Genomic DNA, 25,675 nt, shown 5'->3' on the forward strand with positions numbered 1-25,675 from the left:
CGGACGTGCTGAAGCCTGTGCCCATCAGTTTTTAGGTTTGAGAATCAGCACAGCCAACGGCGGCAGATTCAAGGTGACAGACGCTGGCTTACCGTGAGCCGGTTTGTCTTCGCTGTGTACTTCCCCACCGTTGCCGAAGTTCGAACCGGCGTAGGTTTCCGCATCGGTGTTCAACAGTTCCGTCCAGGCGCCCGGCAAAGGCACGCCAACGCGATAGCCTTCACGCGGTACAGGGGTCATGTTGACCACCACCAGAACCGGATCGCCCTCACGCCCTTTGCGCAGATAGGCAAATACGCTATTGGCCATGTCGTCGCCGATCAACCACTGGAAACCGTCAGGATCGGCATCGAGTTCGTGCAGCGCCTTTTCGTCACGGTAGATACGGTTCAGGTCACTGACCAACTGTTTCACGCCGACGTGCTCAGCGTATTGCAGCAAGTACCAGTCCAGCTCCTGGTCGTGGTTCCACTCACGCCACTGACCGAATTCACAACCCATGAACAGCAGCTTCTTGCCTGGGTGGGTCCACATGAACGCCAGATAAGCGCGCAGGTTGGCAAACTTCTGCCAGTGATCACCCGGCATCTTGTCGATCAACGAATGCTTGCCGTGAACCACCTCATCGTGGGAAATCGGCAGAACGAAGCGTTCGGAATACGCATACACCAGGCTGAACGTCAATTCACCGTGGTGGTACTCACGGTGGATCGGGTCCTGCTCCATGTAACGCAGCGAGTCGTTCATCCAGCCCATGTTCCACTTGTAAGTGAAACCCAGGCCGCCTTCCTGAACAGGCTTGCTGACCCCTGGCCACGCTGTGGATTCTTCTGCGATGACCATCGTGCCTGGCGCCTCAAGCGCGACCACCTCGTTGAGGTGACGCAGGAAGTCAATCGCCTCAAGGTTTTCACGACCACCATGCTTATTGGGCACCCATTCGCCCGCCTTGCGCGAATAATCGCGGTACAGCATTGAAGCCACCGCATCCACACGCAGGCCGTCGATGTGATAATGCTTGAGCCAGTGCAGCGCCGAGGCCAGCATGAAGCCGTGAACTTCGGTGCGCCCCAGGTTGTAGATCAGCGTGTCCCAATCCTGATGGAAGCCTTCCTTGGGGTCAGCGTATTCATACAGCGCAGTGCCGTCGAATTGTGCCAGCCCGTGGGTGTCGGTCGGAAAGTGCGCAGGGACCCAGTCAAGAATGACGCCGATTTCTGCCCGATGGCAGGCGTCGACGAATGCAGCGAAATCTTCCGGCGAGCCGTAACGGGCGGTCGGTGCAAACTGGGCCAGCAATTGATAGCCCCACGAGCCACCGAACGGGTGCTCCATGATTGGCATCAGCTCGATATGCGTGAAACCGAGCTCCTTGACGTAGGGGATCAGATGATCGGCCAGCTCACGCCAGTTGTACTGACGCCATTGGCCGTCACTGTTCTCCTCCATCTTCCACGAGCCGGCGTGCAGCTCGTAGATCGACAGCGGCGCTGATACATCATGACGTGCTGCACGAGAGTCCAGCCATTCTTTGTCATGCCATTCGAATTTCAGGGGCGCAGAAATCTTCGACGCCGTGTCAGGCGGCAGCGTGGTGGCCAAGGCCATCGGGTCGCTCTTGAGCGGCAGAATCCCGTGGGGACCCAGAATTTCGTACTTGTAGACCTCGCCCGGCTGCAGGCGCGGGACGAATACCTCCCACACACCGGTCGGGTGCCGCAGACGCATCGGATGGCGGCGGCCATCCCAGCTATTGAAGCTGCCCACCACGGATACACGTCGTGCATTCGGCGCCCAGACGGCAAACCGCACGCCGTCAATACCGTCGACAGTGGTCACCTGCGCACCCAGGCAGTTGCTCAGGTCACGATGGTTGCCTTCGGCAAACAGGTACAGGTCCATTTCGCCCAGCAGCGGGCCAAAGCTATACGGGTCTTCAGTGATCTGCTCACCGCCGGCCCAATTGATTTTCAACAGATAAGGCTGCGGTTGCTCGAGATGCCCCACAAAAAAGCCAGGCACCTCGCTCATTTCCATTTGCCCAAGCTCTCTGCCGTCATCCCTGGCCAGCAGTCGTGCGCTCAAAGCGCCCGGCAGATAGGCGCGGACAAACTGCCCTCCCTCACCGTCGCCGTGCGGACCGAGAATCGAAAACGGGTCGTGATGTTCAGCGCGGATCAGCGCGTCCAGATCCACAGCAGCGGGGATCGCGCGGCGACCCTTGGCGGTTTTTTCAGGCGCATTCATAGTGGCTCTCCATCAGACGGTTGCAGCAACCCACGCAAGCCTTGCAAGGGAACGGCCAGCCAGGCTGGGCGATTCTCGGCCTCGTAAATCACTTCATAAGCAGCTTTTTCCAGGGTGAACAACTCCAGTGCGGCGTCCTCCCCTTTTGCATCTTTCCAGGCATGGGCCATGTCGGTGGTTGCCGAGCGGTAGCCTTCGATAAAGGCGGCGCGCGCCTGGGACAGGTAAGTCTCGGCAACGCGCTTGCGGGCTGCCGCCGCTTCTGGCGATGTGTCGACGCTTTGCGCGCTGCGTACAGCCATTGCAGCCGCGTAGTCGAACGAACGGAGTACACCGCTGACGTCCTTGAACGGGCTGTGTTTGGCGCGTCGTTCTTCCAGTGCGCGAGCCGGCTCGCCTTCGAAATCGATCAGGTAGGCATCGCCTTTGACCACCAGCACCTGGCCGAGGTGCAAGTCACCATGCACACGGATACGCAAACCGCCCGCAGAACGCTTGGCGAGGCCGTCGACGCGCTGACGAATCTGTTTGCGATGCGCGAGTAAATCGCTGACCAGTTGCTGGTCGTCCTTTTCCAGGTCGCCCTTGCGTTGCTCGAGCAACTGCAGCGCGCGCTCAAGCTGAGCGTTGACGCTTGCTCCCGAGGCCTTGCTGTCAGAGGCACTGGTGACTTCGACGGCAAAATCCGGGTTATCGGTCGGTGCGGCGAGGATCTGATGCATTTCACCCAGACGCTGACCGAGGCTGCGCGAGAAGTCAGCCAGCTCAAGCAGCGCGTTGTAGTGCTGCTCCTGGCCGGAAACACCGTGCGCCAGTTCGTCGCGAACGGCACGTTCGAGGTTGTTCTGCGTCCACTCCCAGGCGTCGCCCTGATTGCTCAGATAACCTTGGGCGATCATCAGCAGGTTCGGTTTGCCATCGTTGCCGACGCGTACCAGCGAGCCCAGCAACGGCGAGATGTTCTTGAAGCCGGCCTGGGTCAGGAAGGCACCCATTTCCAATTCCGGGTGCGTCCCGGCGCTGACCTTGCGGATCAGCTTGAGCACAAGACTGCTGCCCACTACAACTGAACTGTTGGACTGCTCGGCGGATAGATAACGCACTTCCGATTCGTTGTTCAGGCCCAACGGCGCAAGTTGCGAACTCTGCTCGAAACGCAGCTCGCCATCGGCGCACGGGATCACGGTCTGCGACTGCATGCCCTGAATCACTGCGCGGATGAAGGTTTCCAGCGTAAAGCCATCGGTAATCAGGCCGACATCGCGATTGCGGCGAACCCTGGCGAGCGCCAGTTGCTGCGGCAATGCGCTGCTAATGTCGTCTTCGGCCAGCAAGCCGAAGGGCAATTGATAACGCTCGGTCTGCCCGTCTGCGGTGACTTCGATTTCGCTGAGCAAGACCGGATTTTTCTCATCGCCAAAGCGGACTGCGTAAGCGATGTGGACCTGCTCGATAGGCTTGTCCTTGCCGCCGAACCAGCGGCGTTTCGGCAAGTAGTTCGCCAGCGAGGTGTTTTCCATGGTGCCGCGCAGCGGTTCGTCGAGCAATTCTTCAAGATGCTTCTTGAGCACCAGGGTCGGAAAGTCCGGCATGCTTTGCGCGGGTTCAACGTGCCAACTGGGCATTTGATTCTCCGAAGCCAATAGAAACCAATAAAAACCGTACGGCGGAAGCGTCAACAGGTAGCTCAACTGCCCGATAGGCGGGAAAGCGCTGCCGCCGAGCATCTCTACCGGCACCGTACCCGCGTAGGCTGACAATTCCAGTTCGGCCGCCTGGGCGGCGCTGGAAACGTTGGCCACACACAACACGATCTCGCTATGGCCATCAGGCGCGGTGTATTCACGCGTGTACGCCAGAATGCGCCGGTTGGACGGCGAAAGCATTTTCAGCGTGCCGCGACCGAACGCTTTCTGCTGTTTACGCACGGCCAGCATGCGCCGGTTCCAGTTCAGCAGCGAGTGCGGGTCGCGCTCCTGGCTTTCGACGTTGACCGACTGGAAACCGTACATCGGGTCCATGATCGGCGGCAGCACAAGGCTGGCCGGATCGGCACGCGAAAACCCGCCATTGCGGTCGATGGACCACTGCATCGGCGTCCGGACGCCGTCCCGGTCCCCCAGGTAAATGTTGTCGCCCATGCCGATCTCGTCGCCGTAATACAAGGTCGGTGTGCCCGGCATCGACAGCAACATGCTGTTGAGCAATTCGACACGACGTCGATCACGGGCCACCAACGGCGCCAGACGACGGCGAATGCCCAGATTGATACGTGCGCGGCGATCGGCGGCGTAATAATTCCACAGGTAGTCACGCTCACGATCAGTGACCATTTCCAGGGTCAGTTCATCGTGGTTACGCAGGAAAATCGCCCATTGGCAGTTTTCCGGAATCTCCGGGGTCTGGCGCAGAATGTCGGTAATCGGAAAGCGGTCTTCCTGTGCCAGCGCCATGTACATGCGCGGCATCAGCGGAAAGTGAAACGCCATGTGGCATTCATCACCGTCCGGCCCTTTGCTGTCGCCGAAATACAATTGCGTGTCTTCCGGCCACTGATTGGCCTCGGCCAGCAGCATGCGGTCCGGGTAATTGGCATCGATCTCGGCCCGGATGCGCTTGAGCACCTGATGGGTTTCCGGCAGGTTCTCGTTGTTGGTGCCGTCCCGCTCGATCAGATACGGAATGGCATCCAGACGCAGGCCATCGATGCCCAGATCCAGCCAGAAACGCATGACCTCCAGTACAGCTTCCAGTACGTGCGGGTTGTCGAAGTTGAGGTCCGGCTGATGGGAGTAGAAACGGTGCCAGAAATACTGGCCCGCCACCGGATCCCATGTCCAGTTGGAGGTTTCGGTGTCGAGGAAGATGATCCTCGTGCCGTCGTATTTCTGATCGGTGTCCGACCACACATAAAAGTCACGCGCCTTGGAGCCAGGCTTGGCATTGCGGGCTTTCTGAAACCAGGGATGCTGGTCTGAGGTGTGATTGATGACCAGCTCGCTGATCACCCGCAAACCGCGCTTGTGTGCCTGGGCGATAAAACGTTTGGCATCGGCCATCGTGCCGTAATCGCTGTGAACATCGCGGTATTCGGAAATATCGTAACCATCATCCCGGCGCGGCGACGGATAGAAAGGCAAAAGCCAGATTGTGTTGACGCCAAGCGCGGCGATGTAATCGAGCTTTTCGATCAGGCCTGCGAAATCGCCGATACCGTCGTTATTGGCGTCGAAGAACGATTTCACATGAACCTGGTAGATCACCGCATCCTTGTACCAGAGCGGGTCTTTGATAAATGTCGCGTCACCGGGTTTCTTAGCCATTGCTGACTCCTTGGGAGTGTTACTGCGAGGCCTGGATACGCCAGATTCCAAAAGGTTGCGACGGGTCGAGACGTGTGTGCTGGTACTTGCCATGCCAGGTCCAGCGGTGACCGCTCATCAGGTCCTCGCCAATGGTTTTGGCATCGTCCGGCAAGCCCATCTCCCAGAGTGGCAGTTCGAACCGCGCCTCTTGAACGTTGTGCGGATCAAGGTTGATGGCAACCAGAACGAAATTGCTACCGTCCGCAGAACGCTTGCCGAAATACAGAATGTTGTCGTTCCAGGCGTTGTACAGCTTCAGCCCCAAGTGGGTCTGCAACGCAGAATTCTGTCGGCGAATACGATTGAGCTGGGCGATCTCCACAATGATATTGCCGGGCGCAGCATAGTCCCGAACACGGATCTCGTATTTCTCCGAATCCAGGTACTCTTCTTTGCCCGGAATAGGCGCGGCTTCACACAGCTCGAACCCGGAATACATGCCCCACAGCCCCGACCCCATCGTGGCGAGCGCAGCGCGAATCAGGAAACCGGCACGCCCGGAATCGTGCAGAAACCGCGGATTGATGTCCGGCGTGTTGACGAAGAAGTTCGGGCGATAGCAATCACGCCACGGCGCTTCATTCAGCTCGGTGAAGTACTCCGACAGTTCGGCCTTGGTGTTGCGCCAGGTGAAATAGGTATAGCTCTGGGTGTAACCGACTTTGCCCAGACGCGCCATCATCGCCGGCTTGGTAAACGCCTCGGCGAGGAACATCACCTCAGGGTGCTGGCTGCGCACTTCGCCAATCATCCACTGCCAGAACGGCAACGGCTTGGTGTGCGGGTTGTCGACGCGGAAGATCTTCACGCCCTCCTCGACCCAGCCCAGCACGATGTCACGCAGCTCGAGCCACAGGCCCGGAATTGCATCCGGCGCGTAGAAGTCGACGTTGACGATGTCCTGGTATTTCTTCGGCGGGTTCTCCGCATAACGAATCGTGCCGTCCGGACGCCACGAAAACCAGCCCGGGTGCTGCTTGAGCCACGGGTGATCCTGTGAACACTGAATAGCGAAATCCAGAGCGATTTCCAGGCCGTGATCGGCCGCCGCTTTCACCAGGTTACGGAAGTCTTCGAGGCTGCCCAGTTGCGGGTGGATCGCTTCATGGCCGCCATCTTCACTGCCAATCGCGTACGGGCTGCCCGGATCATCAGGGCCTGCTGTCAGGGAGTTGTTAGGCCCCTTGCGGTGGGCGCGCCCGATAGGATGGATCGGCGGGAAATACAGCACGTCAAAGCCCATGTCGCGAATCATCGGCAGACGCGAGTGGACGTCATTGAACGTGCCGTGGCGAGCCTTGTCATCGGTGATCGAGCGGGGAAACAGCTCATACCAGCTAGCGAACTGCGCGAGCGTGCGCTCGACATCCAGCGGAAACTCCACGCTGCGGCTCAGAAACGCCTGGTTGTCGGCCTGCTTCATCAGCTTCGCGGTGTCGCTCTGCAACAGCAGCGCGACTTTCTCATCGTTGTCAGCGTTTTCGAGCTGACTGACAAGGCTTTCGATCTGCTGGCGCTGTTCGCCCTGGCTGCGCTCTGCGGCATGCACTAAATGAATACGCCCTTCTTCGAGCTCCAGTTCGATAGACACACCCGCGCCGAACTTCTTTTCCAGTTCGTAGCGATAGCTGCCAAATTGGTCAATCCAGGCTTCGAGGCGAAACACATGGCGGCTGACGGATGTCGGGGTGAACTCACCGACCCAGCTGTCATTGCCCAGTTCGCGCATCGTCGCGGTGTGCCAGTGTTCCTCGTCGGCAGCACGCCAGCGAATGTTGACTGCCATCTTGTCATGCCCATCAGCGTAGACCTTGCTGGTGACCGTAACCGGTTGCCCGCTGATCGCCTTGGCCGCAAACAGACCACCATCAATCACCGGCGACGTGTCTTCGATCACGATGCGGGGCAGTTGCAGCGCCTGGGTCAGTGACAATGGAAGGGTTGGGTGCGGGACATCGGTGGCCAGGGAATCCGGACCGTATGGCTGTTCATTCATCGAGCATCACTCCTCACGCCCCAGGGACGCTCCTGTGCATTCCATGCAATGGAAAAATTGACGGTATGGCAGCAGACGGTCGCAGGATAATCACGCCTCGTCTAATTCGGCTGCCTAGGTTCCGAGCGGTCAACGGAGGTAAAGTTCAAAGGTTTTACGGTTGTTTGACGGGTGTGTCGAGGGGTAATTGAAGGCGCGCCCGGGAAATCAGGCAATGGCCGTGTGGGGGGAAATCAATTGAATCATCAACGTGTCGAGGCAGTCGAAACGAATACCCACAAGGAGGCTGACACCATGACGCTACCTGATCCGACAAAAGTACCTGATCCAAACATTGATGAGCCCGTCCTGCCCGGAACACCGCCTGACCAAGAGCCGCCGCCGTCGACACCACCGCCCAATGAAACGCCGGTAGGTGACCCGCCAGCCAATGCGCCACCTGTCGTGGTGTGACCGTTCCGCCATTGCATGAAGGCGTCTGTTAGGTCACAGACGTCTTCAGCGCCCGCCCGCCAGATCAATGAACGTACCCGTCGCATACGACGCTTTGTCCGACAGCAGCCAGAGAATCGCTTCTGCCACTTCCTCAGCGGTGCCGCCGCGGCCCATTGGCAAGGCACCTTCCAGCTTGCTGACACGAAACGGATCGCCGCTCAGGGCGTGAAAGTCGGTGAAGATGAAACCCGGCCTGACCGCGTTGACGCGGATGTTCTCTCCCGCCACCTCTTTCGACAGCCCGATGGTAAAGGTGTCCAGCGCGCCCTTGGACGCGGCGTAGTCCACATATTCGCCCGCCGAGCCCAGCCGCGAAGCCAGTGAGGACACGTTGACGATACTGCCTCCGTGCCCACCATGACGCGGGAGCATGCGCAGCAAGGCGTGTTTACTGCACAGCATCGGACCGACCACATTGTTCATCATCATCTTGAGCATGCGAAACTCAGACATGTCCTCGACCCTTGAAGCCTGTGCCAGGGTGCCGGCATTGTTGACCAGGTGAGTGACGTGCCCGAGTTCCGAGTCGACTCGGGCGAACAGCCGCATGATTTCGTCTTCGTTACTGACATCGGCCTGCACGGTGATCGCCTGCGCGCCCAGTGCCCTGACCTGCCCGGCGGTCTTTTCTGCCGAAGCGTGATCCGACAGGTAATTGATACAGATCCGGTAGCCCTGCGACGCAGCAAGACGCGCGGTCGCCGCGCCGATCCCGCGCGAGCCACCGGTGATGATGAGGACTTTTTCCATGGGCGTTCTCGTATTTTTTCAGAAGCCGGCACTGAGGCGCAGTTGACACTCGCACGTTAGCCAAACGCCGCTGATCGTGCCAGCCTTTAGCGTCCAGCGCCATCAAAGCGTGTCAGAAAGCCGATTGCCTGCCATCAACCGCACCCGGTGCAGCCTTTGCCTCCGTAGCACGGATCTCGTCGAGAAACTGCCGCGCGGGCAAAGGGTGACCCAGTAAAAAACCTTGCAGGGCGTGACAGCCCAGATGCGTCAGAAAGCGCTGCTGCACAGCGGTTTCGACACCTTCGGCAACAATCCGGAGGTTCAGTGCCTGCCCTACCGCGACAATGGCCGAAACGATGGCGGCATCGTCGGTGTCATGCTCAAGATCACGCACGAACCCCCGGTCAATCTTGATTTCATTGGCAGGCAGCCGCTTGAGGTACATCAGGCTGGAATAGCCCGTGCCAAAATCGTCAATCGACAGGTCTACGTCCATCTCCGACAGCCTTTTCAGTACCGCCAGGCTGGCATCGGCATCATGCATGGCGGTGGTTTCGGTGATTTCCAGCGTCAGGCAGTTGGCCGGGAGCTGATGTCGGGCCAATGTGTCCGCAACCGCCGTGACCAGCCCGGAATGGCAGAACTGCAAAGCCGACAGGTTCACCGATATGCGCCAGTGGTGATAACCCTGGGTGTACCACTCGTGCATTTGCCGACAGGCTTCATCCAGCACCCACTCACCGATCTGGATGATCAGCCCGGTCTTTTCCGCCAGGCCGATGAACAGGTCCGGCCCCAACAGGCCGCGTTCGGGATGGTTCCAGCGCAACAGCGCCTCGGCCCCCACCGGCAAGCCGCTCAGTGCGTCGAATTTGGGCTGGTAATACAGGCAGAAATGCTTTTTTTTGAGCGCCACCCGCAAATCCTGCGACAGCTGAAGCTGGTTGAGCGCGTTGCTGTTCATGGATGCATCGAAACAGCTGTAACCGTTCTTGCCCGCAGCCTTGGTGTGATACATGGCCGCGTCCGCATTGACCAGCAGCTCGTGCTGCGTCATGCCATTGCCGGGATACACACAGATACCGATGCTCAGGGAAATCTGTAGCTGGTGCCCGCCTATTTCGAACGGATGACTGATCACACTGACCTGGCGTGCCGCGACCACCGTCGCTTCCTGCGGGTCGTTCAGTTCGATCAGCAGCACGAACTCGTCACCCCCGACTCTGGCAAGCGTGTCGTGGCGGTGCAGGTTCTCGCGCAGTCGCATCGCCACCTGGCGCAACAGCAGGTCGCCGACATGGTGACCGAACGCATCATTGACCGGTTTAAAACCATCCAGGTCCATGAACATCAGCGCAAAACAGCCTCCCTGCTCCCGGGTCTTTTTCATGGCGTATTCGATGCGGTCTGTCAGCAGGATCCGGTTCGGCAAGCCCGTCAGCTTGTCATGCAGAGCCAGGTGGGTCAGCTCCAGATTGGCCTGGGTCAACGAGTTCGCGAGCACGGCGGTGCGGGCTTCCAGATGGGAATCAAGAATGCAGGTCAACAGCGTCAGGCTCAGCACTGCGAGGCTGGTCACCAGCACGACGGTGTCGAGGCCGTCGGCACTCACGCCGCTACCCCACGCGCCGCAGAAACTGCCATCGGCGAAGTTGGCAGCGGCCATCCCGGTGTAGTGCATGCCGACAATCGCCACACCAAGTACCAGCGCAGACCCGGCACGCGCCAGATAGACACGCGGCCTTTGCTGGCGAAGCCTGAACCCCATCCACAATCCGGCGGCTGATGCCAGAACGGCAATGATCAGCGACAACAGCAGCCATCCAGGGGCGTACTCGATACCGGGCTGCATGCGCATTGCAGCCATAGCGATGTAATGCATCGCGCTGATACCCAGCCCGAGCAGCAATGCGCCGAGAGACAGCTGCAGCGCAGACAAGCGCGGTTGGCTCACCAGCCACAAGGCAAATCCCGATGACAGTATTCCGATAACAAGCGAGCACAGCAGCAGAGGAATGTCGTACGCCAGCTCAAATGGCAGCGCGACTGCCGACATGCCAATGAAATGCACGGACCACATACCGACGCCCATCGCAAACGCCCCGCCCGCGATCCAAACATACAGCGCTTTGCCGTGAGCGGAGGCAATCCGGCCGGCGAGATCGAGGGAGGTATAGGAGGCGAGTACCGCGACAACCACGGAGATCATGACAAGCGAGGGGGTATAACTGCCAATCAACATAAACGCACCTGGAGCCCAATGAGCGCGTCCCTGCCGATCTTGTGAGGCCGATTGTACGCAATAGCCACCAAATGTCGCGGCACTTGGTCGAAAAGGATGGCAACGAGCCATTAATTTCGCAGTTATGAGCGCTACGTCGAAGAAAGTCGTTCGTAGCGCTCTCGAAAACTCACTCCCTGAGTGTCAATCCGCTCTCGGCATCCCAGCCGCCGCCCAAGGCAGCGATCAACTGAACACTGGCGATCAACCGGCTTTGCAACACGCTCAGGACACTGCGTTCGTTGCTCAGCGCGGTGGCTTGCACATTGACCACATCCAGATAACCGATCAGGCCGGCCTTGTACTGATTGTTGGTCAGGCGCAGTGAATCACGGGCCGAAACCAGCGCTTCCTGACGCACTGCCGCTTCCTGCTCATATACCTTGAGCTGAATCAGGTAGTTTTCGACTTCCTGAAAACCATTCAGCACCGTCTGCCGGTACTGGGCGACCGTCTGGTCGTAGACTGCTTCTATGCGGTCGACCTCGGCAGTCCGCCGGCCGCCGTCGAACAGGGTCATCGCCAGTTGCGGCCCCACTGACCAGAAGCGGTTGGGCATGCTGATCCAGTTGGCAAACGTACTGCTGTTGTAGCCACCGCTCATGCTCAGGGTGAAATCCGGATAGTACGCAGCTTTGGCCACCCCGATATTGGCGTTGGCGCTCATCACCGAGCGCTCGGCGGCAGCGATGTCAGGCCGACGCTCAAGCAGTTGCGAAGGCAGTCCTGGTGGAATCTGCGGCAGTTGCGGGATCGACGTCGTGGCTGGCAGATTGAACTCTGCCGGCGCCATGCCCATCAGCACGGCGATGGCATTCTCGAACTGGGCACGTTGCCAGGCCAGGTCGATCAGGTCGGCCTGGGTGCTTTTCAGTTGAGTCTGCGCCTGCGCCACCGAGTCACTGCCGGAGATACCGGCGCGGTACTGGTTCTGCGTCAGGGTCAGGGAACGCTGATAAGCGTCCACCGTGGATTCCAGCAACCGCTTCTGCTCGTCGATCACCCGCAGCTGCAAGTAGTTCTGGACCAGCTCCGATTGCAGACTCAAGCGCATGGCTGCCAGATCCGCAAGGCTTGCCTGAGCGCTGGCGGTGTCAGCCTCCAGCCCGCGCCGCAACTTGCCCCAGACATCGGCTTCCCAACTGACGCCCAGTTGTGCGTTGTAACTGTTACGGATGCCCGAGACACTGGTGCTGCTGGTTGATGTGCCGGTGCCCTGCCCTGAGCGGGTTTTGCCGGTGGTCAAATCCAGCGTCGGAAAAAACGCGCCTCGGGAGCTGCGCACCAGCGCTTGCGCCTGTCGGTACTGGGCCTCGTATTGAGCAACCGTCTGGTTGGAGGTATTGAGGCGTTCGACCAGCGAGTTCAACTGCGGGTCCTCGTACACTTCCCACCACGCGCCTCTGACCATCGCGTCACTTGGCGTGGCCGCGCGCCAGCCCTCGGCGGCCTTGAACTGCATGGGCGCGGCCATCGACGGCTTCTGGTAATCAGGTCCGACTGCGCAGGCGCTGAGCAGCACCATGCAGAGACCCAGCCCGAGTGGACGAATCAGCCCCTTCGGGCGGGATATGAATGCCAGGCGTTCGGTCATAGCGGGTTTTCCAGAGCTGCATCGGTACGCACGCCGCGCCATTTGTTGAAGCGATGGCGCAGGCGGTCGAGATAAAGGTAAACCACCGGGGTGGTGTATAGGGTCAGGATCTGGCTGAAGACCAGCCCGCCAATGATGGTCAGGCCCAGCGGTTTGCGCATCTCGGCACCTTCCGCAGTGCTCAGCAACAGCGGCAAGGCACCAAGAATCGCTGCCATCGTGGTCATCAGAATCGGGCGCAAGCGTTGCAGGCAGGCACTGCGGATCGAGTCCTGAGGCGTCATCCCCTGCTCGCGTTCAAGGTGCAGGGCCAGGTCGATCATCATGATGGCGTTCTTCTTGACCACGCCGATCAGCAAGAACAGGCCCAACAGGGAGATCAGACTGAATTCGCTGCCCAGCACGTAGATTGTCAGTAACGCGCCGACGCCTGCCGATGGCAGTGTCGACAGAATCGTCAGCGGATGAATATAACTTTCATACAGAATCCCCAGCACCAGGTACACGGCGAGCAACGACCCGAGAATCATCCACGGCTGACTTTTCTGGGTCGAAGCAAATGCGTTGGCGGTGCCGGCCATCTTCGAAATAATGTCGGACGGCAGCCCGATGGCGGCAATGGCACGCTCTATCGCCACGGTCGCCTTGTCGAGGCTGGCGCCTTCGGCCAGATCGAACGAAATGTTCTCCGCGGCAAACTGACCGTCGTGGGAAACCCGGTCATTCGCCAGGCTGCGTTCGTAATGGGCAATGCTCGACAGCGGCACACGCTGCCCGTCAGCAGTAATCACCTGAACCTGCTCGAGCGTGACAGGGTCCTGAGCGTATTTGGGATTGACCTCCATCACCACCTTGTACTGGTTGAGGCTGTCATAGATGGTCGATACCTGACGCTGGCTGTAAGCGTTATTGAGCACCGCTGTGACCATGTTCATGTCGATACCCAGCCGCTTGGCCGTGTCGCGGTTGACCACCAGGGTCACTTGCTGCGCCCCGCGACCTTCACGTGCGTCGATGGCGGTCAGTTCCGGGACCGACTTGAGCGCCGCCACGATTTTCGGATACCACGTGCGCAGGCTGGCAAGGTCGGCGCTTTGCACGATGTATTGGTACTGGGAGCTGGTCTGCTCGCGCCCGCCGCCCAATTGCAGGTCCTGATCCGGGGCCAGGAACAGCCTGCCGCCCGGTACATGCGGCATATTCTTGCGCAGGCGCTCGACCACCTTTTCCGCCGACAGCTTGCGCTCGCCAATCGGCTTGAGGCGCACGATCATGAAGGCGTTATTGGTGCCGCCGCTGCCGCCGATGAAACCGGCGACACTTTCCACGGCAGGATCAGCCAGCACCGAGCGGCGAAATATTTCCATCTTCGGCTGCATGACCGAAAACGACAGGCCATCGTCGCCTCGCACAAAGCCCATCAGTTGACCGGTGTCCTGCTGCGGCAGAAACGTCTTGGGCACCACCACATACAGCGCGACATTGACGATGACAGTGACCAGCAGGCTGAACAGCGTCAACCTGGGATGGCGCAGTACCCAACCCAGCGAGCGGTCATAGCCTGCCACCATGCGGTCATTGACCCGCTCGCTCCAGCGTTGAAAGGCATTCTCACCGCCCGCGTCATGAGGTTTCAGCCAGCGCGCGCACAACATCGGCGTCAAGGTCAGAGACACGATCAGCGAGACAATGATCGCCACCGACAAGGTGATGGAAAACTCGCGAAACAGACTTTCGACCAACCCGCCCATGAACAGAATCGAAATGAACACCGCTACCAGCGAGACGTTCATCGACAGCAAGGTGAAGCCCACCTCTTTGGCCCCCAGAAAAGCGGCTTTCATGGGGTCAAGACCGTTGTGAATGTGCCTGGAGATGTTCTCCAGCACCACGATTGCATCATCCACCACCAGCCCGGTGGCCAGGATCAAGGCCATCAACGACAGGTTGTTCAGGGAGAAACCGAACAGGTGCATGATCGCAAAGGTGCCCACCAGCGAGACCGGCACCGCCAGGGTGGGAATCAGCGAGGCGCGAAAGCTGCCGAGGAACAGAAAGACCACCATTACCACCAGAACCACGGCGATAAGAAGGGTCATTTCGGCTTCGTGCAGGGTCGCCTTGATCACCGGTGAACGGTCCATCGCGATGTTGAGGCTGACGCTGGCAGGCAGCACGGCCCGCAGGGCTGGCAGTTGTGCCTTTATCTGCGCCACGGTTTCAATGATATTGGCACCGGCCTGACGGTTCACCACCAGCAACACGGCCTGATCATTGTTGTAGAACCCGCTGTTGTAGCGGTCTTCCACGGCATCGCTGACCTTGGCGACATCCTTCAGTCGCAGCGTCGCGCCATCTTGATAGCGAATGATCAGCGGCGCGTAGTCCTTGGCGGTTTCCAGCTGGTCGTTGGCCTGGACCTGCCAGTTGTGCTGGTCGTCTTCGACAAACCCCTTGGGCCGTCTTACGTTGGAACCGGTGATCGCGGTGCGCACATCGTCAAGCGACACGCCGTACTGGGACAGCATCTGCGGCTCCAGCTCGATACGTACCGCAGGCAGCGAGCTGCCGCCGATCTGCACTTCGCCAACCCCTGATACCTGCGACAGGCTCTGTGACAGGATGGTCGACGCCAGGTCGTAAAGCTGGCCCTTTTCAAGCACGGTCGAGGTCATCGACAGGACCATGATCGGTGCCTGGGACGGGTTGACCTTCTTGTACGTCGGCATGCTGCGCATACCGCTGGGCAGCAGGTTGCGCGACGCATTGATGGCTGCCTGAACTTCACGGGCCGCGCCATTGATGTCGCGTGCCAGATCGAACTGCAGAATGATCCGCGTCGTTCCCTGGCTCGAATTGCTGGTCATGGTGTTGACCCCGGCAATGCTGCCCAGCGAACGTTCCAGCGGAGTCGCCACAGTGGAAGCCATGACTTCCGGGCTGGCCCCCGCGAGGCTGGCCGATACCACGATGACCGGAAAGTCCATGTTCGGCAACGGCGCCACCGGCAGCAAGCGGAAGCTGACGGCGCCCAGCAGCATGATCGCCAGACTCAGCAGGACGGTCGCCACCGGGCGACGGATAAACGGCGCTGACAGGTTCATGCGTCAGCCCGTTCCAGTCGGTCCGGGTCGGCAGGCTTGCGACTCCAGCGACGCCCCAGGCGGTCGAAGTAAAGGTAGATGACGGGCGTGGTAAACAGCGTCAGGACCTGACTGAGCAGCAGACCGCCGACCATCACCAGCCCCAGCGGCTGACGCAATTCGGCGCCGGAACCGCTGGCCAGCATCAGCGGGATCGCGCCAAACAATGCCGCCAGCGTGGTCATCAGAATGGGGCGGAAGCGCAACAGCGCGGCCTCATAGATCGCCCTCTCGGGCGCCACGCCGCGGTTTCGCTCCGCATCCAGTGCGAAGTCGATCATCATGATCGCGTTTTTCTTGACGATGCCGATCAACAGGATAATCCCGATGATCGCAATCATCCCCAGATCGTTGCCGCTGATCAGCAGCGCCAGTAACGCACCGACCGCCGCCGAAGGCAGTGTCGAAAGGATGGTGATCGGGTGAATGTAGCTTTCATACAGCACGCCCAGCACGATGTACATGGTCACCACGGCCGCCAGAATCAGCAGCAGCGTGCTGGACAGCGACGCCTGGAACGCTTCGGCGGCGCCCTGAAATTGCGTCTGAACGCCGATCGGCATGGCAATCTCGTGCTGAACCTGCTCGATGACCTCAACAGCCTTGCCCAGTGCAACGCCGGGCGCGAGGTTGAACGACATCATGACGGCCGGAAACTGCCCGAGGTGAGCAATAGCCAGCTGCGCCTGACGCTGTTCGACCCGTGCCAGGCTCGACAGCTTCACCTGTGCGCCATCGGTGGTCTTGACGTGGATCTGCTCGAGCGCTTCCGGGCCGAGTTCGCTGGCAGACGCTGCCTGCAATACAACCCGGTACTGGCTGGCCTGGGTATAAATAGTGGAAATCTGTCGCTGACCGAACGCGTCGTACAGCGCGTCGGTGATGTTGGCGACGGTAACGCCTACCCGACTGGCAGCATCGCGATCGATATTCAGGTACACCTGCAAGCCTTTGTCCTGAAGGTCGCTGGCAACGTCCGTCAACTCGGGCCGTTTGCCGAGCGCGTCCACCAGCTTCGCACTCCATTTCGTCAGCAGTTCGGCATCGGGAGACGACATGCTGAATTGATACTGGGTACGACTGACCCGGTCCTCGATGGTCAGGTCCTGCACCGGCTGCATGAACAGGCGAATGTCGGACAGCTTGTCCACCTCGGGTTGCAGGCGCTGAATCACTTCGCTCGCGGTGAGGTCCCGCGCGCTGTGGGGCTTAAGGTTGATCAACAGACGCCCGCTGTTCAGTGTTGCGTTGTCGCCATCGACGCCGATGTAGGACGACAGGCTGACCACTGCGGGGTCTTTCAGGATGATATCCGCCAGCGCTTGCTGACGCTGGCTCATGGCCGCAAACGAAACCGACTGCGGGGCTTCGGAGATCCCCTGGATCACGCCGGTGTCCTGCACCGGAAAGAACCCTTTGGGCACGACAATGTACAGCAGCACGGTCAGCGCCAGGGTGCCCACGGCAACCAGCAGCGTCAGCGGCTGATGCTTGAGCACCCAGCGCAGCCTGCCTGCATAGATGTCGATCAGCCAGTCGATCCACGCACCGCTGGCGCGGTAGAAACGGCTCTGGTCCTCTTCCTTCGGCTCGCGCTTGAGCAGGCGCGCGCACATCATCGGTGTCAGGGTCAGTGATACGACCAGCGATATCAGGATCGCGACCGCCAGGGTGATGGCGAACTCGCGGAACAGGCGCCCTACCACATCGGCCATGAACAGCAGCGGAATCAGCACCGCGATCAGCGACAGGGTCAGGGAAATGAGGGTGAAACCAATCTGCTTCGCGCCCTTGAGCGCGGCCTGCATCGGTGTCTCGCCCTCTTCGATGTGCCGGGAAATGTTTTCCAGCATCACAATGGCGTCATCCACCACAAAGCCGGTCGCAATGGTCAGGGCCATCAACGTCAGATTGTTGACCGAGAAGCCGGCCAGGTACATGACCCCGAACGTGCCGACCAGCGACAACGGTACGGCAATCGAGGGAATGATCGTCGCACTGAAACGTCGCAGAAACAGGAAGGTCACCAACACCACAAGCACAATGGCGATCATCAATTCGTGCTGAACATCGGTCACCGACGCGCGAATGGTTTGCGTACGGTCTGTGAGCACCACGACATCCAGCCCGGCCGGAAGGTTTTCGGTGATGCCGGGCAGCAATGTCTTGATCCGGTCGACCACGTCAATCACGTTGGCGCCTGGCTGGCGCTGGATGTTCAGCAACACCGCCTGACTGCGATTGGCCCAGGCCGCCAGGCGTTCGTTCTCGGCACCGTCAACGATTTCAGCCACATCCTTCAGACGCAACGGCGCGCCGTCTTTGTAGGCCAGGATCAGGTTGGCGTATTCCTCCGGAGACTGCAGCTGATCGTTGGCGTCGAGCATGGAAACCCGAGTCGGGCCGTCGAAGTTGCCCTTGGGCTGGTTGACGTTGGACGCGCTGATCAGCGTGCGCACATCGGACAGATTAAGGCTGTTGGCCGCCAGTGCCTCGGGATTGACCTTGATCCTCACCGCCTGACGCTGACCACCCGCGATGCTGACCATACCGACGCCGCTGATCTGCGAGATCTTCTGCGCCATACGGGTATCGACCAGGTCATTGAGCTTGGGCAACAGCATGGTTTTCGAGGTGATCGCGAGCGTCAGGACCGGCGTATCGGCCGGGTTGACCTTGTTGTAGACCGGTGGCGCCGGCAGGTCGGTCGGCAACAGGTTGGTGGCCGCATTGATCGCTGCCTGCACCTGCTGCTCGGCCACGTCCATATTGATTTCGAGGCTGAAGCGCAGGGTAATGACCGACGCACCGCCTGAACTGGTGGACGCCATCTGGGTCAGCCCGGGCATCTGCCCGAACTGGCGCTCCAGCGGCGCGGTCACGGAACTGGTCATGACCTGCGGGCTGGCGCCGGGGTACAGCGTCATCACGCGGATGGTCGGATAGTCGACCTGAGGCAACGCCGAAACCGGCAGCAAGGTGTAGGCAATCAGGCCTGCCAGCACAATGGCCAGCATGCTAAGCGTGGTGGCGACCGGACGCAGGATGAACAGGCGCGACATGTTCATACGTTTGGTTTTTCCACCTTGCCGAGCGCCGCCGACTTGTCTGCACTGCTGTCAGGCTTGCCTTGCAGCTTCTGACCCGGACCTGCCGGTACATCCTTGCTGTCATTGACGACTTCCACTTCAGCACCATCGCGCAGACGGTCAGTGCCTTCAAGCACGACCCGCTCGCCGACAGCCAGGCCTTCGGTGATGACTGTCGACGTCTCGTCGCTGGGGCCGGTTTTCAGCAGTTTGAGCTTGACCTTCTTCTCACCGTCGAGCACATACACGAACGTGCCGTCGGTGCCGAACTGAACGGCCGCCGTCGGCACCAGAACCGCCTGTTTCAGGGTGTCGGCGCGCAGGCGGACGTTGACGAACTGATTCGGGAACAGGATTTCGTCACCATTATCGAAACGGGCCTTGAACTTCAGGGTGCCGGTCGCCACGTCGATCTGGTTGTCCAGGCTGGCCAGTACGCCGGTGGCCTGCAATTTCGTATCGCCGCGGTCCCAGGCTTCGACAGGCAGTTTGTCGCCTGTGCGATAGCGGGCGATGACCTTCGTCAGGTCCTTCTCCGGCAAGGTGAACGCAACCGAAATCGGCTGGGTCTGAGTAATCACGACCAGCGCCGTGGTGTCATTGGCGGCCACCAGATTGCCGACATCCAGCTGTTTGAGGCCGACACGGCCTGCAATCGGCGCGCGGATCCGCGTGAAATCCAGGCTCAGCTTTGCATCAGCCACGGCGGCCTGATTGGTCTTGATGGTGCCCTGATACTGATTGACCAGCGACTCGGCGGTGTCCAGTGTCTGTTTGGCGATGCTGTCTTCGGCATACAGGCCACGATAGCGCTTCACATCCAGCTGGGCATTCTTGAGCAGCGCCTGATTGGTGGCCAGCGTGCCCTCGGCCTGTTGCAACGCGACCTGATAACTGCGCGGATCTATTTCCGCCAACAGTTCACCGGCCTTGACCATCTGCCCTTCCTGAAAGTAGAGCTTGACCAGCTCCCCCGCCACCCGGCTGCGGACATTGATGGTGTTCATCGCCGTCACTGTGCCGAGCGCCTTGTAGTAGATCGGAAAATCACCTTCAGTGGCCGGGGCGACCCGAACAGGGACCGCAATGGCCGATGCACCGAAGCCAGGACGCCCCATGCCGCCGGCGCCCGTCTTTTTGCTCTCGGCACCTTTGCCGGAAGTGGATGCGGGCCAGAGCCACCAGCACAGGGCGACAATGACCAACAGGATCAGCAAACTGATCAACCAGCGACGGGATTTACGGGAGCCAGACGATTGCATGAATAAATCAACCATTACAGGTGGGGGTTCTTCAGGAGGCAGAACAATAAACACAGATGCGTGACAAGCAAAAGCGCCTTTACCAAGCGCTTACTTTTGTTAAACGTATGAAGCACAGATAAAAAAACGGCCTGATCGGACTCAGGCCGTAGTGTGTTGCAGAACGTTACTTCAATACTGCCAATGCAGCGTCGTAGTTCGGCTCTTCGGCAATTTCAGAAACCAGTTCGCTGTGCAATACCTTGTCGTTCTCGTCCAGAACCACAACCGCACGAGCGGTCAGGCCTTTCAATGGACCATCTGCGATGGCAACACCATAGTTCTGGCTGAAATCGGCACTGCGGAAAGAGGACAGGTTCTGAACGTTTTCCAGACCTTCGGAGCCGCAGAAACGCGACTGGGCGAATGGCAGGTCGGCGGAGATGCACAGCACGACAGCGTTGCTCAGCTCGTTGGCCTGGGCATTGAACTTACGCACCGACGTTGCGCAGGTCGGCGTATCGACGCTCGGGAAGATGTTCAGCACCTTGCGCTTGCCAGCGAAGTCGGCCAGGGTCTTTTCGGCAAGACCTGCACCCACCAGCGTGAAGGCGTGTGCCTTGCTGCCGACTTCAGGCAGGTTGCCATTGACTTGGACAGGGCCGCCTTTGAGGGTCACTTGAGCCATGAAACACATTCCTTTTTCTGAGGGGATAAAAGAGCCGGAAGTTAAACACGAAAGTGTGGCTGGGGCCTATATCGGATAATTCCGATTTTTTTTCAGGAAACCAGTCTGTCCCTGATATCCGGGTGGGCACATAATTCCACCAGCCAGTCAACGAATACCCTGACGCGTCGCGACAATTGCCGATGGGGTGGGTAAAGTGCCGTCAACGGTAACGGCGGCGGACGATAATCGCGCAGCACTTCAATCAGCGCACCGCTGCGCAGTTGCGCGGCGACATGATAACGCGGCACCTGAATGAGTCCAAAACCGGCCTCACAGGCCGCTACATAGCCGTCGGCACTGCTGACTGAAATCGAGCAGTCCATGCCATGTTCATCCGACCCGCCATTGGCCATGAACTCCAGGCCGTAGCGCTTGCTGCTACTGGGGGAAAAATATTCGATGACCTGATGTTGCGCGAGGTCCTGCAAATGACGAGGCGTGCCTTTGCGCTTCAGGTACTCGCTACTCGCACAGGTGATCTGGGTCAAGCTGCCCAACGGCCTGGCGACAAGCGCCTCATCCAGCGCGGCGCCGGCGCGCAATACGCAGTCAACCCCCTCGCGAATCAGGTCGACCGGCCTGTCACTCATGCCGACCTCGAGCCTGATCTGCGGGTAACGCCGGGCGAATTCAGGCAGCGCCGGGATCACGATCATGCGCCCAAGGCTGACCGGCACATCGACCCGCAGCAAACCTTTCGGCTCGGCACCCGTCGCTGAAAAGGCGGCCTCGGTTTCTTCCAGATCGGCCAACAGACTGACGCAGCGCAGGTAGTAAGCCTTGCCGTCAGGCGTTGTACTTACCTGCCGCGTGGTGCGCTGCAGAAGTTGCACACCCAGATGCGCTTCAAGCTGTTTGATCAGCATCGTCACGGACGCACGAGGCACGTGCAGGCTCTCGGCAGCTTTGGCAAAGCCGCCCAGTTCCACGATACGGGTGAATACGCGCATGGCGTTGAATCGATCCATGATTGCCAGAAGCCTGAGAACGGAACATGTGTTCGAAATTGAACGGTCTTTGACAGGGTAAACCGGTCTGGCGCGAAGCGCTGACCACGTGCCAGCGGCCAGCCCTCGTCAAAAGTCTCTTTTATAGAAAATATCCAGCGAACTGGCAACACCGCTGGCCGCCTCAAGGTAAACCCGCTTACTGAGCAAGTAACGTAATGCAATGGTATTGGCAGGTTCGAACACACCGACCCCGTAACGCAAACTGAGCTTTTCGGTGATCTTGCCGCTGGCGACCACGTTGGTCTTGTCGCCGGTTCCAGAGGTGTCCAGCTCAAAGTCCTTGATGCCCAGATTATCCGCCAGTTTGCCGGTGGTCGACGAGCTGCCGGCAACACCAAGCGCCAGCGCTGCCTGGGCGACCATGTTGTTGTCTTCGCCGGAAGTGCTCAAGGGCCTGCCCATGACCAGATAGGAGAGCGCCTGTTCCTGGCTCATCGCAGGCTCGGAAAACACTTCGGTGGTGGGCTGTTCGGCACTGCCGGTCAGGCGAATACCGGCAATCACGTCATCGGTCTGGCGGATTGCTTCGATGTCCAGATAGGGCTGATCCACAGGGCCTGCGAACAGCAGACGGGCTTTGCGGATGGTCAACCGCTGCCCGTAGGCGCGATATCGGCCGTCGTTGAGGTTGAGTTCTCCACGGGTGTCCAGGTTGTCGCCAATGTGTACCTGCCCGACCAGATTGGCGGTCAGCCCGAAACCGCTGAAGCTGAGTTTTTCCTGACCGACCTGCACATTGATGTCCATCGCCACGGCCAGCGGGGGCGCGCCCTCCTCGGTCTGTTGCCCGACGATCACCGTGTCGCCTGACAGTTTGACGGTGGACGGCGGCAGTTCACGCACGGTAATCGTGCCCTTGGGCACCAGCACCTTGCCGGAAATCGCCAACCGGTCGCCTTTCATGGAGATCTTCAGGTCCGGCGCCGCCTCCACGGCCGCATACGGTTCGACATTGATTGGCAGGCGAGCGCCTTTCAGGCTCACGTCCACGACCAGATTCTGCCCCCAGGCCACTTGCCCGCCCATTGAACCCTGACCGGTGCTGCCACTTTTCCAGCCCCCATCGATCTGTACACTTTCTCCAGCGATCAGCGCCTGAACCTTGAGGTCATGCAATTCCATTGGCAACTCTGCACCGGCCACTTCACCGCCTTCAAGCGTCACGCTGCCGTTGACCAGAGGCGCCAGCAAGCTGCCCGACAACCGGCCGGCACCGTTCAGGCGCCCGTTAAGCTTCTGGACGCCCGGTGCAAAAGGCCGTGCTACCGAGATATCCAGCCCGGAAAGGTTGAAGTCGCCTGACAGGGTCTTGTCCTTTGCCAGCGGATCGATCTGCGCATTCAACAGCAAACGCCCCAGCTTGCCGCCCTCGAAATCCAGGCGCGAGTCGATACGCTTGGGGGTCATCGTGCTGCTGAGCTTCAAGGTCTGGTACGGGAAATCCACCCATTGATCGTTATTGCGAACCCGCAGCGTACCGCTCCCGGCGTCCAGCGTGATCTGACCGCTAGGGCCTGCCGCCGGGATGTCGAGCCGGATGTCGGCATTCAATGCGCCCTTCCAGGCAAAGTCTTTCGGCATCCACTGCGCCAGACTGTCGAGCGGAAACTGCTTCAACTGGTAACGCAGATGGGGCTCGGGCATCAGACGCTGATCGCCCCCGCACAGGCTGGCGTCTCCGGACAGCCAGCAATGCGCACCGAAGTTCAGCCTGCCATCAACCAGGCGCTCGATTTTCGCAGGCTGCTGCAAACGCCAGTTCTGGCCGCCGCTCTGCACGCTGCCACTGGCCAGCCGACCACGCCAGTCGCCTTTGTCGAGGCCGCCGTCCAGCGCAACAGCGAGTTTGAGCAACGGGCCTTGCAGGTCGAGCTTCAACTGTTGGGCTTTGAGCGTGCCTTGCCCGTCCACCAACAGCGTGCCCAATGCCGTGTCGCCTGCCTGAATGCCTGCGCCTTTCAGATTGATGATTGCGCGTTGCGCCGGATCCAGTCTGGCATTGAGCGTCAGGCTTTGCAGGCGGTTTTCCTGAAACGCGAGCTGACCAGCCTGCAAGGCGACTTTCCCTTCGGGCGCCTGCAGCGTACCCGCGAGGTCGACCCGTCCTTTGACCTGTCCCGCCAGACGCGGCCATAACTGGCCCAGGCGCGGCAGATCAAGGTCAAGTTGCCCCTTCAAACGCTGCTGCAGACTGCCAGTGCCCTGAATACGGTTATCGCCCAGACGAATGTTCAACTGGCTGACATTCCATTGCTGATCGCGACCATCCGCTTTGGCTTGAAGCACGGCAGGTTGACCACGCAGACGGCCCTTCAAATCGAGGTCTGCGGTGAGTGCCAGTTGTTCGTTCCTGAGCAACCCCTGACTGCGCAGCGGGCCGGCCAGCGTTCCGGGCAACTCGGCGACCCAGAACGAAGGGTCCAGCGCGCTCAGGTCCAGCGCAGTGTCCCAGCCAAAACCGTCGGCAAATTGCAGGTTCAGATGACCGCTGGCCTTGCCCTGCCCTGCGACCAGCTCCAGTTGGGGCAGGTGAACCTCTTGCAGGTTGCCGCTGAATGGACTGACCAGCGTGAATGGGCCCGCAGGGCCTTTGAGGCGGGCGTTGAAGTTGCCCAGATATTGGCCGTCGGTGTAGGAAATCTCGCCTTTGAGCGCTTGAAGCGTCACCTGTGGCTCGGACGCCAGCGGATACAGCCGCTGCCAGGGAAAGTCCAGCCAGTCGATGGTTGCATCGGCCGACAACCCGCTCTGCCAATTCAGGTTGCCCGTGACGGCAAGACGCTGTTGATCATTGGCGGCAAGGTCCAGCGCCGCAAGGGTGGCGCCTTTGGCATCCACACGCCCTTGCAACGACAACGCTACAGGGCCTTTTTCGGCCGGCAGACTGGCCGAGCCACTGATCCGATAACCCTGATCGAGGTTGCCCTCGGCCTCCAGCAGCAACTGTTCGAGCTGCAGCGTATCGGGCAAAGACGAACTTGGTTTGAAATGCTCGGCAACCAGTTTCAGCCGCGCAGGCAGATGCTCAGTCAGAGGTTGCAGCTCTGCGCTCAGTACACCTGGCAGATACCCGCTGCTGTCGGCCTTGAGGTGGAGGGTTTTGAGCACGTCGCCCTGAATATCCAGGGCCAACACCCACGGTTGCCCGTCCTGCGGCGGAAGTTGCAGTTGGCCCTGTGCAGTCAATGGCCAGTCGCCCTGAGGGTTGAGCAGACCGCTGAGGTCCAGAACCATCGCGTCGCGTTGCAGGTGTACGCTGTCTATCTGCAACCCCTCGGAGGTCCAGTGCGCCGCCAGCTTCAGATCGCGCAACTGCTCGACGCCATCCAGTTGCACACTGCCCACCTGGACGTCCCCCAGTTGCAGGGCCAGCGGCAACTTGAGCGCAGGCAGGCTGATCGGCTCATCGTTGCCCGGCGAGTTGCTCGGAGGGAAGTGCAACAGCACTTGCCCCGCCTGCAAGCGGTCGATACACAGGGTCATCTTGAGCAGGCAAGCCGGTGTCCACTCGAATTCGGGCGACTGCACGTCGACACGGTCCTCGCCTTGCTGCCATATCAGTCGGTCAGCGCGCCATTGCCCGCCCAGCCGCCCCTGAAAATTCTCCAGTTGCAGTCCGGGGACTCGAGCCAGCGCCCATTGGCTGCCGGTCTGGGTGCCGAGCAGTAGCGAGACACCCACGACGATCAGCACCAGAAAAACGACCAGACCAAGACCGAAAAGCGTTGCGCCGCGTTTGATATTCACCGTGT

General features: G+C 59.9%; 13 protein-coding genes. 1 reads left to right on the plus strand and 12 read right to left on the minus strand.

From position 1 onward, the window contains the following. Positions 1-24: 24 nt before the first annotated feature. Genes glgB through BW686_RS04590 form a run of 3 tightly spaced genes read right to left on the minus strand, consistent with a single transcriptional unit; the run spans position 25 to position 7,608 of the window. Positions 25-2,247, minus strand: a complete 2,223-nt coding sequence (glgB, locus tag BW686_RS04580) for a 1,4-alpha-glucan branching protein GlgB (protein ID WP_084914729.1) — start codon at positions 2,245-2,247, stop codon at positions 25-27. Next, positions 2,244-5,570, minus strand: coding sequence for a maltose alpha-D-glucosyltransferase (gene treS / locus BW686_RS04585; protein ID WP_084914731.1), 3,327 nt, complete (start codon positions 5,568-5,570; stop codon positions 2,244-2,246). The genes glgB and treS overlap by 4 nt, the downstream gene beginning before the upstream one ends. Positions 5,571-5,589: 19 nt before the next feature. Beyond that, the gene (locus BW686_RS04590; protein ID WP_084914734.1) at positions 5,590-7,608 is read right to left on the minus strand and encodes an alpha-1,4-glucan--maltose-1-phosphate maltosyltransferase; all 2,019 of its coding nucleotides are present in this window, start codon (positions 7,606-7,608) and stop codon (positions 5,590-5,592) included. Positions 7,609-7,902: 294 nt separating this feature from the next. Here BW686_RS04590 and BW686_RS04595 point away from each other — a divergent pair, with 294 nt between their 5' ends. Next, positions 7,903-8,061 carry a hypothetical protein gene (locus BW686_RS04595; RefSeq protein ID WP_084914736.1) on the plus strand — a complete coding sequence of 53 codons (159 nt, stop codon included), beginning with the start codon at positions 7,903-7,905 and terminating at the stop codon, positions 8,059-8,061. A 45-nt stretch (positions 8,062-8,106) separates the two neighbouring features. Here the strand turns inward: BW686_RS04595 and BW686_RS04600 are convergent, their stop codons facing one another. The 9 genes from BW686_RS04600 to BW686_RS04640 all read right to left on the minus strand — a co-directional run bounded on the left by BW686_RS04600 (position 8,107) and on the right by BW686_RS04640 (position 25,670). Continuing rightward, positions 8,107-8,853 (minus strand): SDR family oxidoreductase, encoded by a 747-nt coding sequence (locus tag BW686_RS04600; RefSeq protein ID WP_084914739.1) that lies wholly within the window; start codon positions 8,851-8,853, stop codon positions 8,107-8,109. Positions 8,854-8,965: 112 nt separating this feature from the next. Next, entirely contained in the window at positions 8,966-11,077 is a 2,112-nt protein-coding gene (locus BW686_RS04605; protein WP_084914741.1) for a putative bifunctional diguanylate cyclase/phosphodiesterase, read from the minus strand. Between the two features lie 169 nt (positions 11,078-11,246). Next, positions 11,247-12,710: an efflux transporter outer membrane subunit gene (locus BW686_RS04610; RefSeq protein WP_084914744.1), complete on the minus strand. Its 1,464-nt coding sequence runs from the start codon at positions 12,708-12,710 to the stop codon at positions 11,247-11,249. Further along, the gene (locus BW686_RS04615; protein ID WP_084914746.1) at positions 12,707-15,814 is read right to left on the minus strand and encodes an efflux RND transporter permease subunit; all 3,108 of its coding nucleotides are present in this window, start codon (positions 15,812-15,814) and stop codon (positions 12,707-12,709) included. Before BW686_RS04615 ends, BW686_RS04610 begins: the two co-directional genes overlap by 4 nt. Further along, positions 15,811-18,921 (minus strand): MdtB/MuxB family multidrug efflux RND transporter permease subunit, encoded by a 3,111-nt coding sequence (locus BW686_RS04620; RefSeq protein WP_084914748.1) that lies wholly within the window; start codon positions 18,919-18,921, stop codon positions 15,811-15,813. Before BW686_RS04620 ends, BW686_RS04615 begins: the two co-directional genes overlap by 4 nt. Beyond that, positions 18,918-20,219 carry an MdtA/MuxA family multidrug efflux RND transporter periplasmic adaptor subunit gene (locus tag BW686_RS04625; RefSeq protein ID WP_084914751.1) on the minus strand — a complete coding sequence of 434 codons (1,302 nt, stop codon included), beginning with the start codon at positions 20,217-20,219 and terminating at the stop codon, positions 18,918-18,920. The genes BW686_RS04620 and BW686_RS04625 overlap by 4 nt, the downstream gene beginning before the upstream one ends. Positions 20,220-20,370: 151 nt before the next feature. Next, positions 20,371-20,871 (minus strand): thiol peroxidase, encoded by a 501-nt coding sequence (gene tpx / locus BW686_RS04630; protein ID WP_084914753.1) that lies wholly within the window; start codon positions 20,869-20,871, stop codon positions 20,371-20,373. A 92-nt stretch (positions 20,872-20,963) separates the two neighbouring features. Beyond that, a complete protein-coding gene (locus BW686_RS04635) occupies positions 20,964-21,881 on the minus strand; it encodes a LysR family transcriptional regulator (protein ID WP_084914756.1) in 918 nt (305 codons plus the stop codon). A 108-nt stretch (positions 21,882-21,989) separates the two neighbouring features. Further along, complete coding sequence (locus BW686_RS04640; RefSeq protein WP_084915071.1) at positions 21,990-25,670, minus strand: translocation/assembly module TamB domain-containing protein; 3,681 nt, start codon at positions 25,668-25,670, stop codon at positions 21,990-21,992. Positions 25,671-25,675 lie beyond the last annotated feature (5 nt).

The sequence above is a fragment of the Pseudomonas syringae genome (genome assembly GCF_002157375.1).
Taxonomy (GTDB): domain Bacteria; phylum Pseudomonadota; class Gammaproteobacteria; order Pseudomonadales; family Pseudomonadaceae; genus Aquipseudomonas; species Aquipseudomonas syringae_T.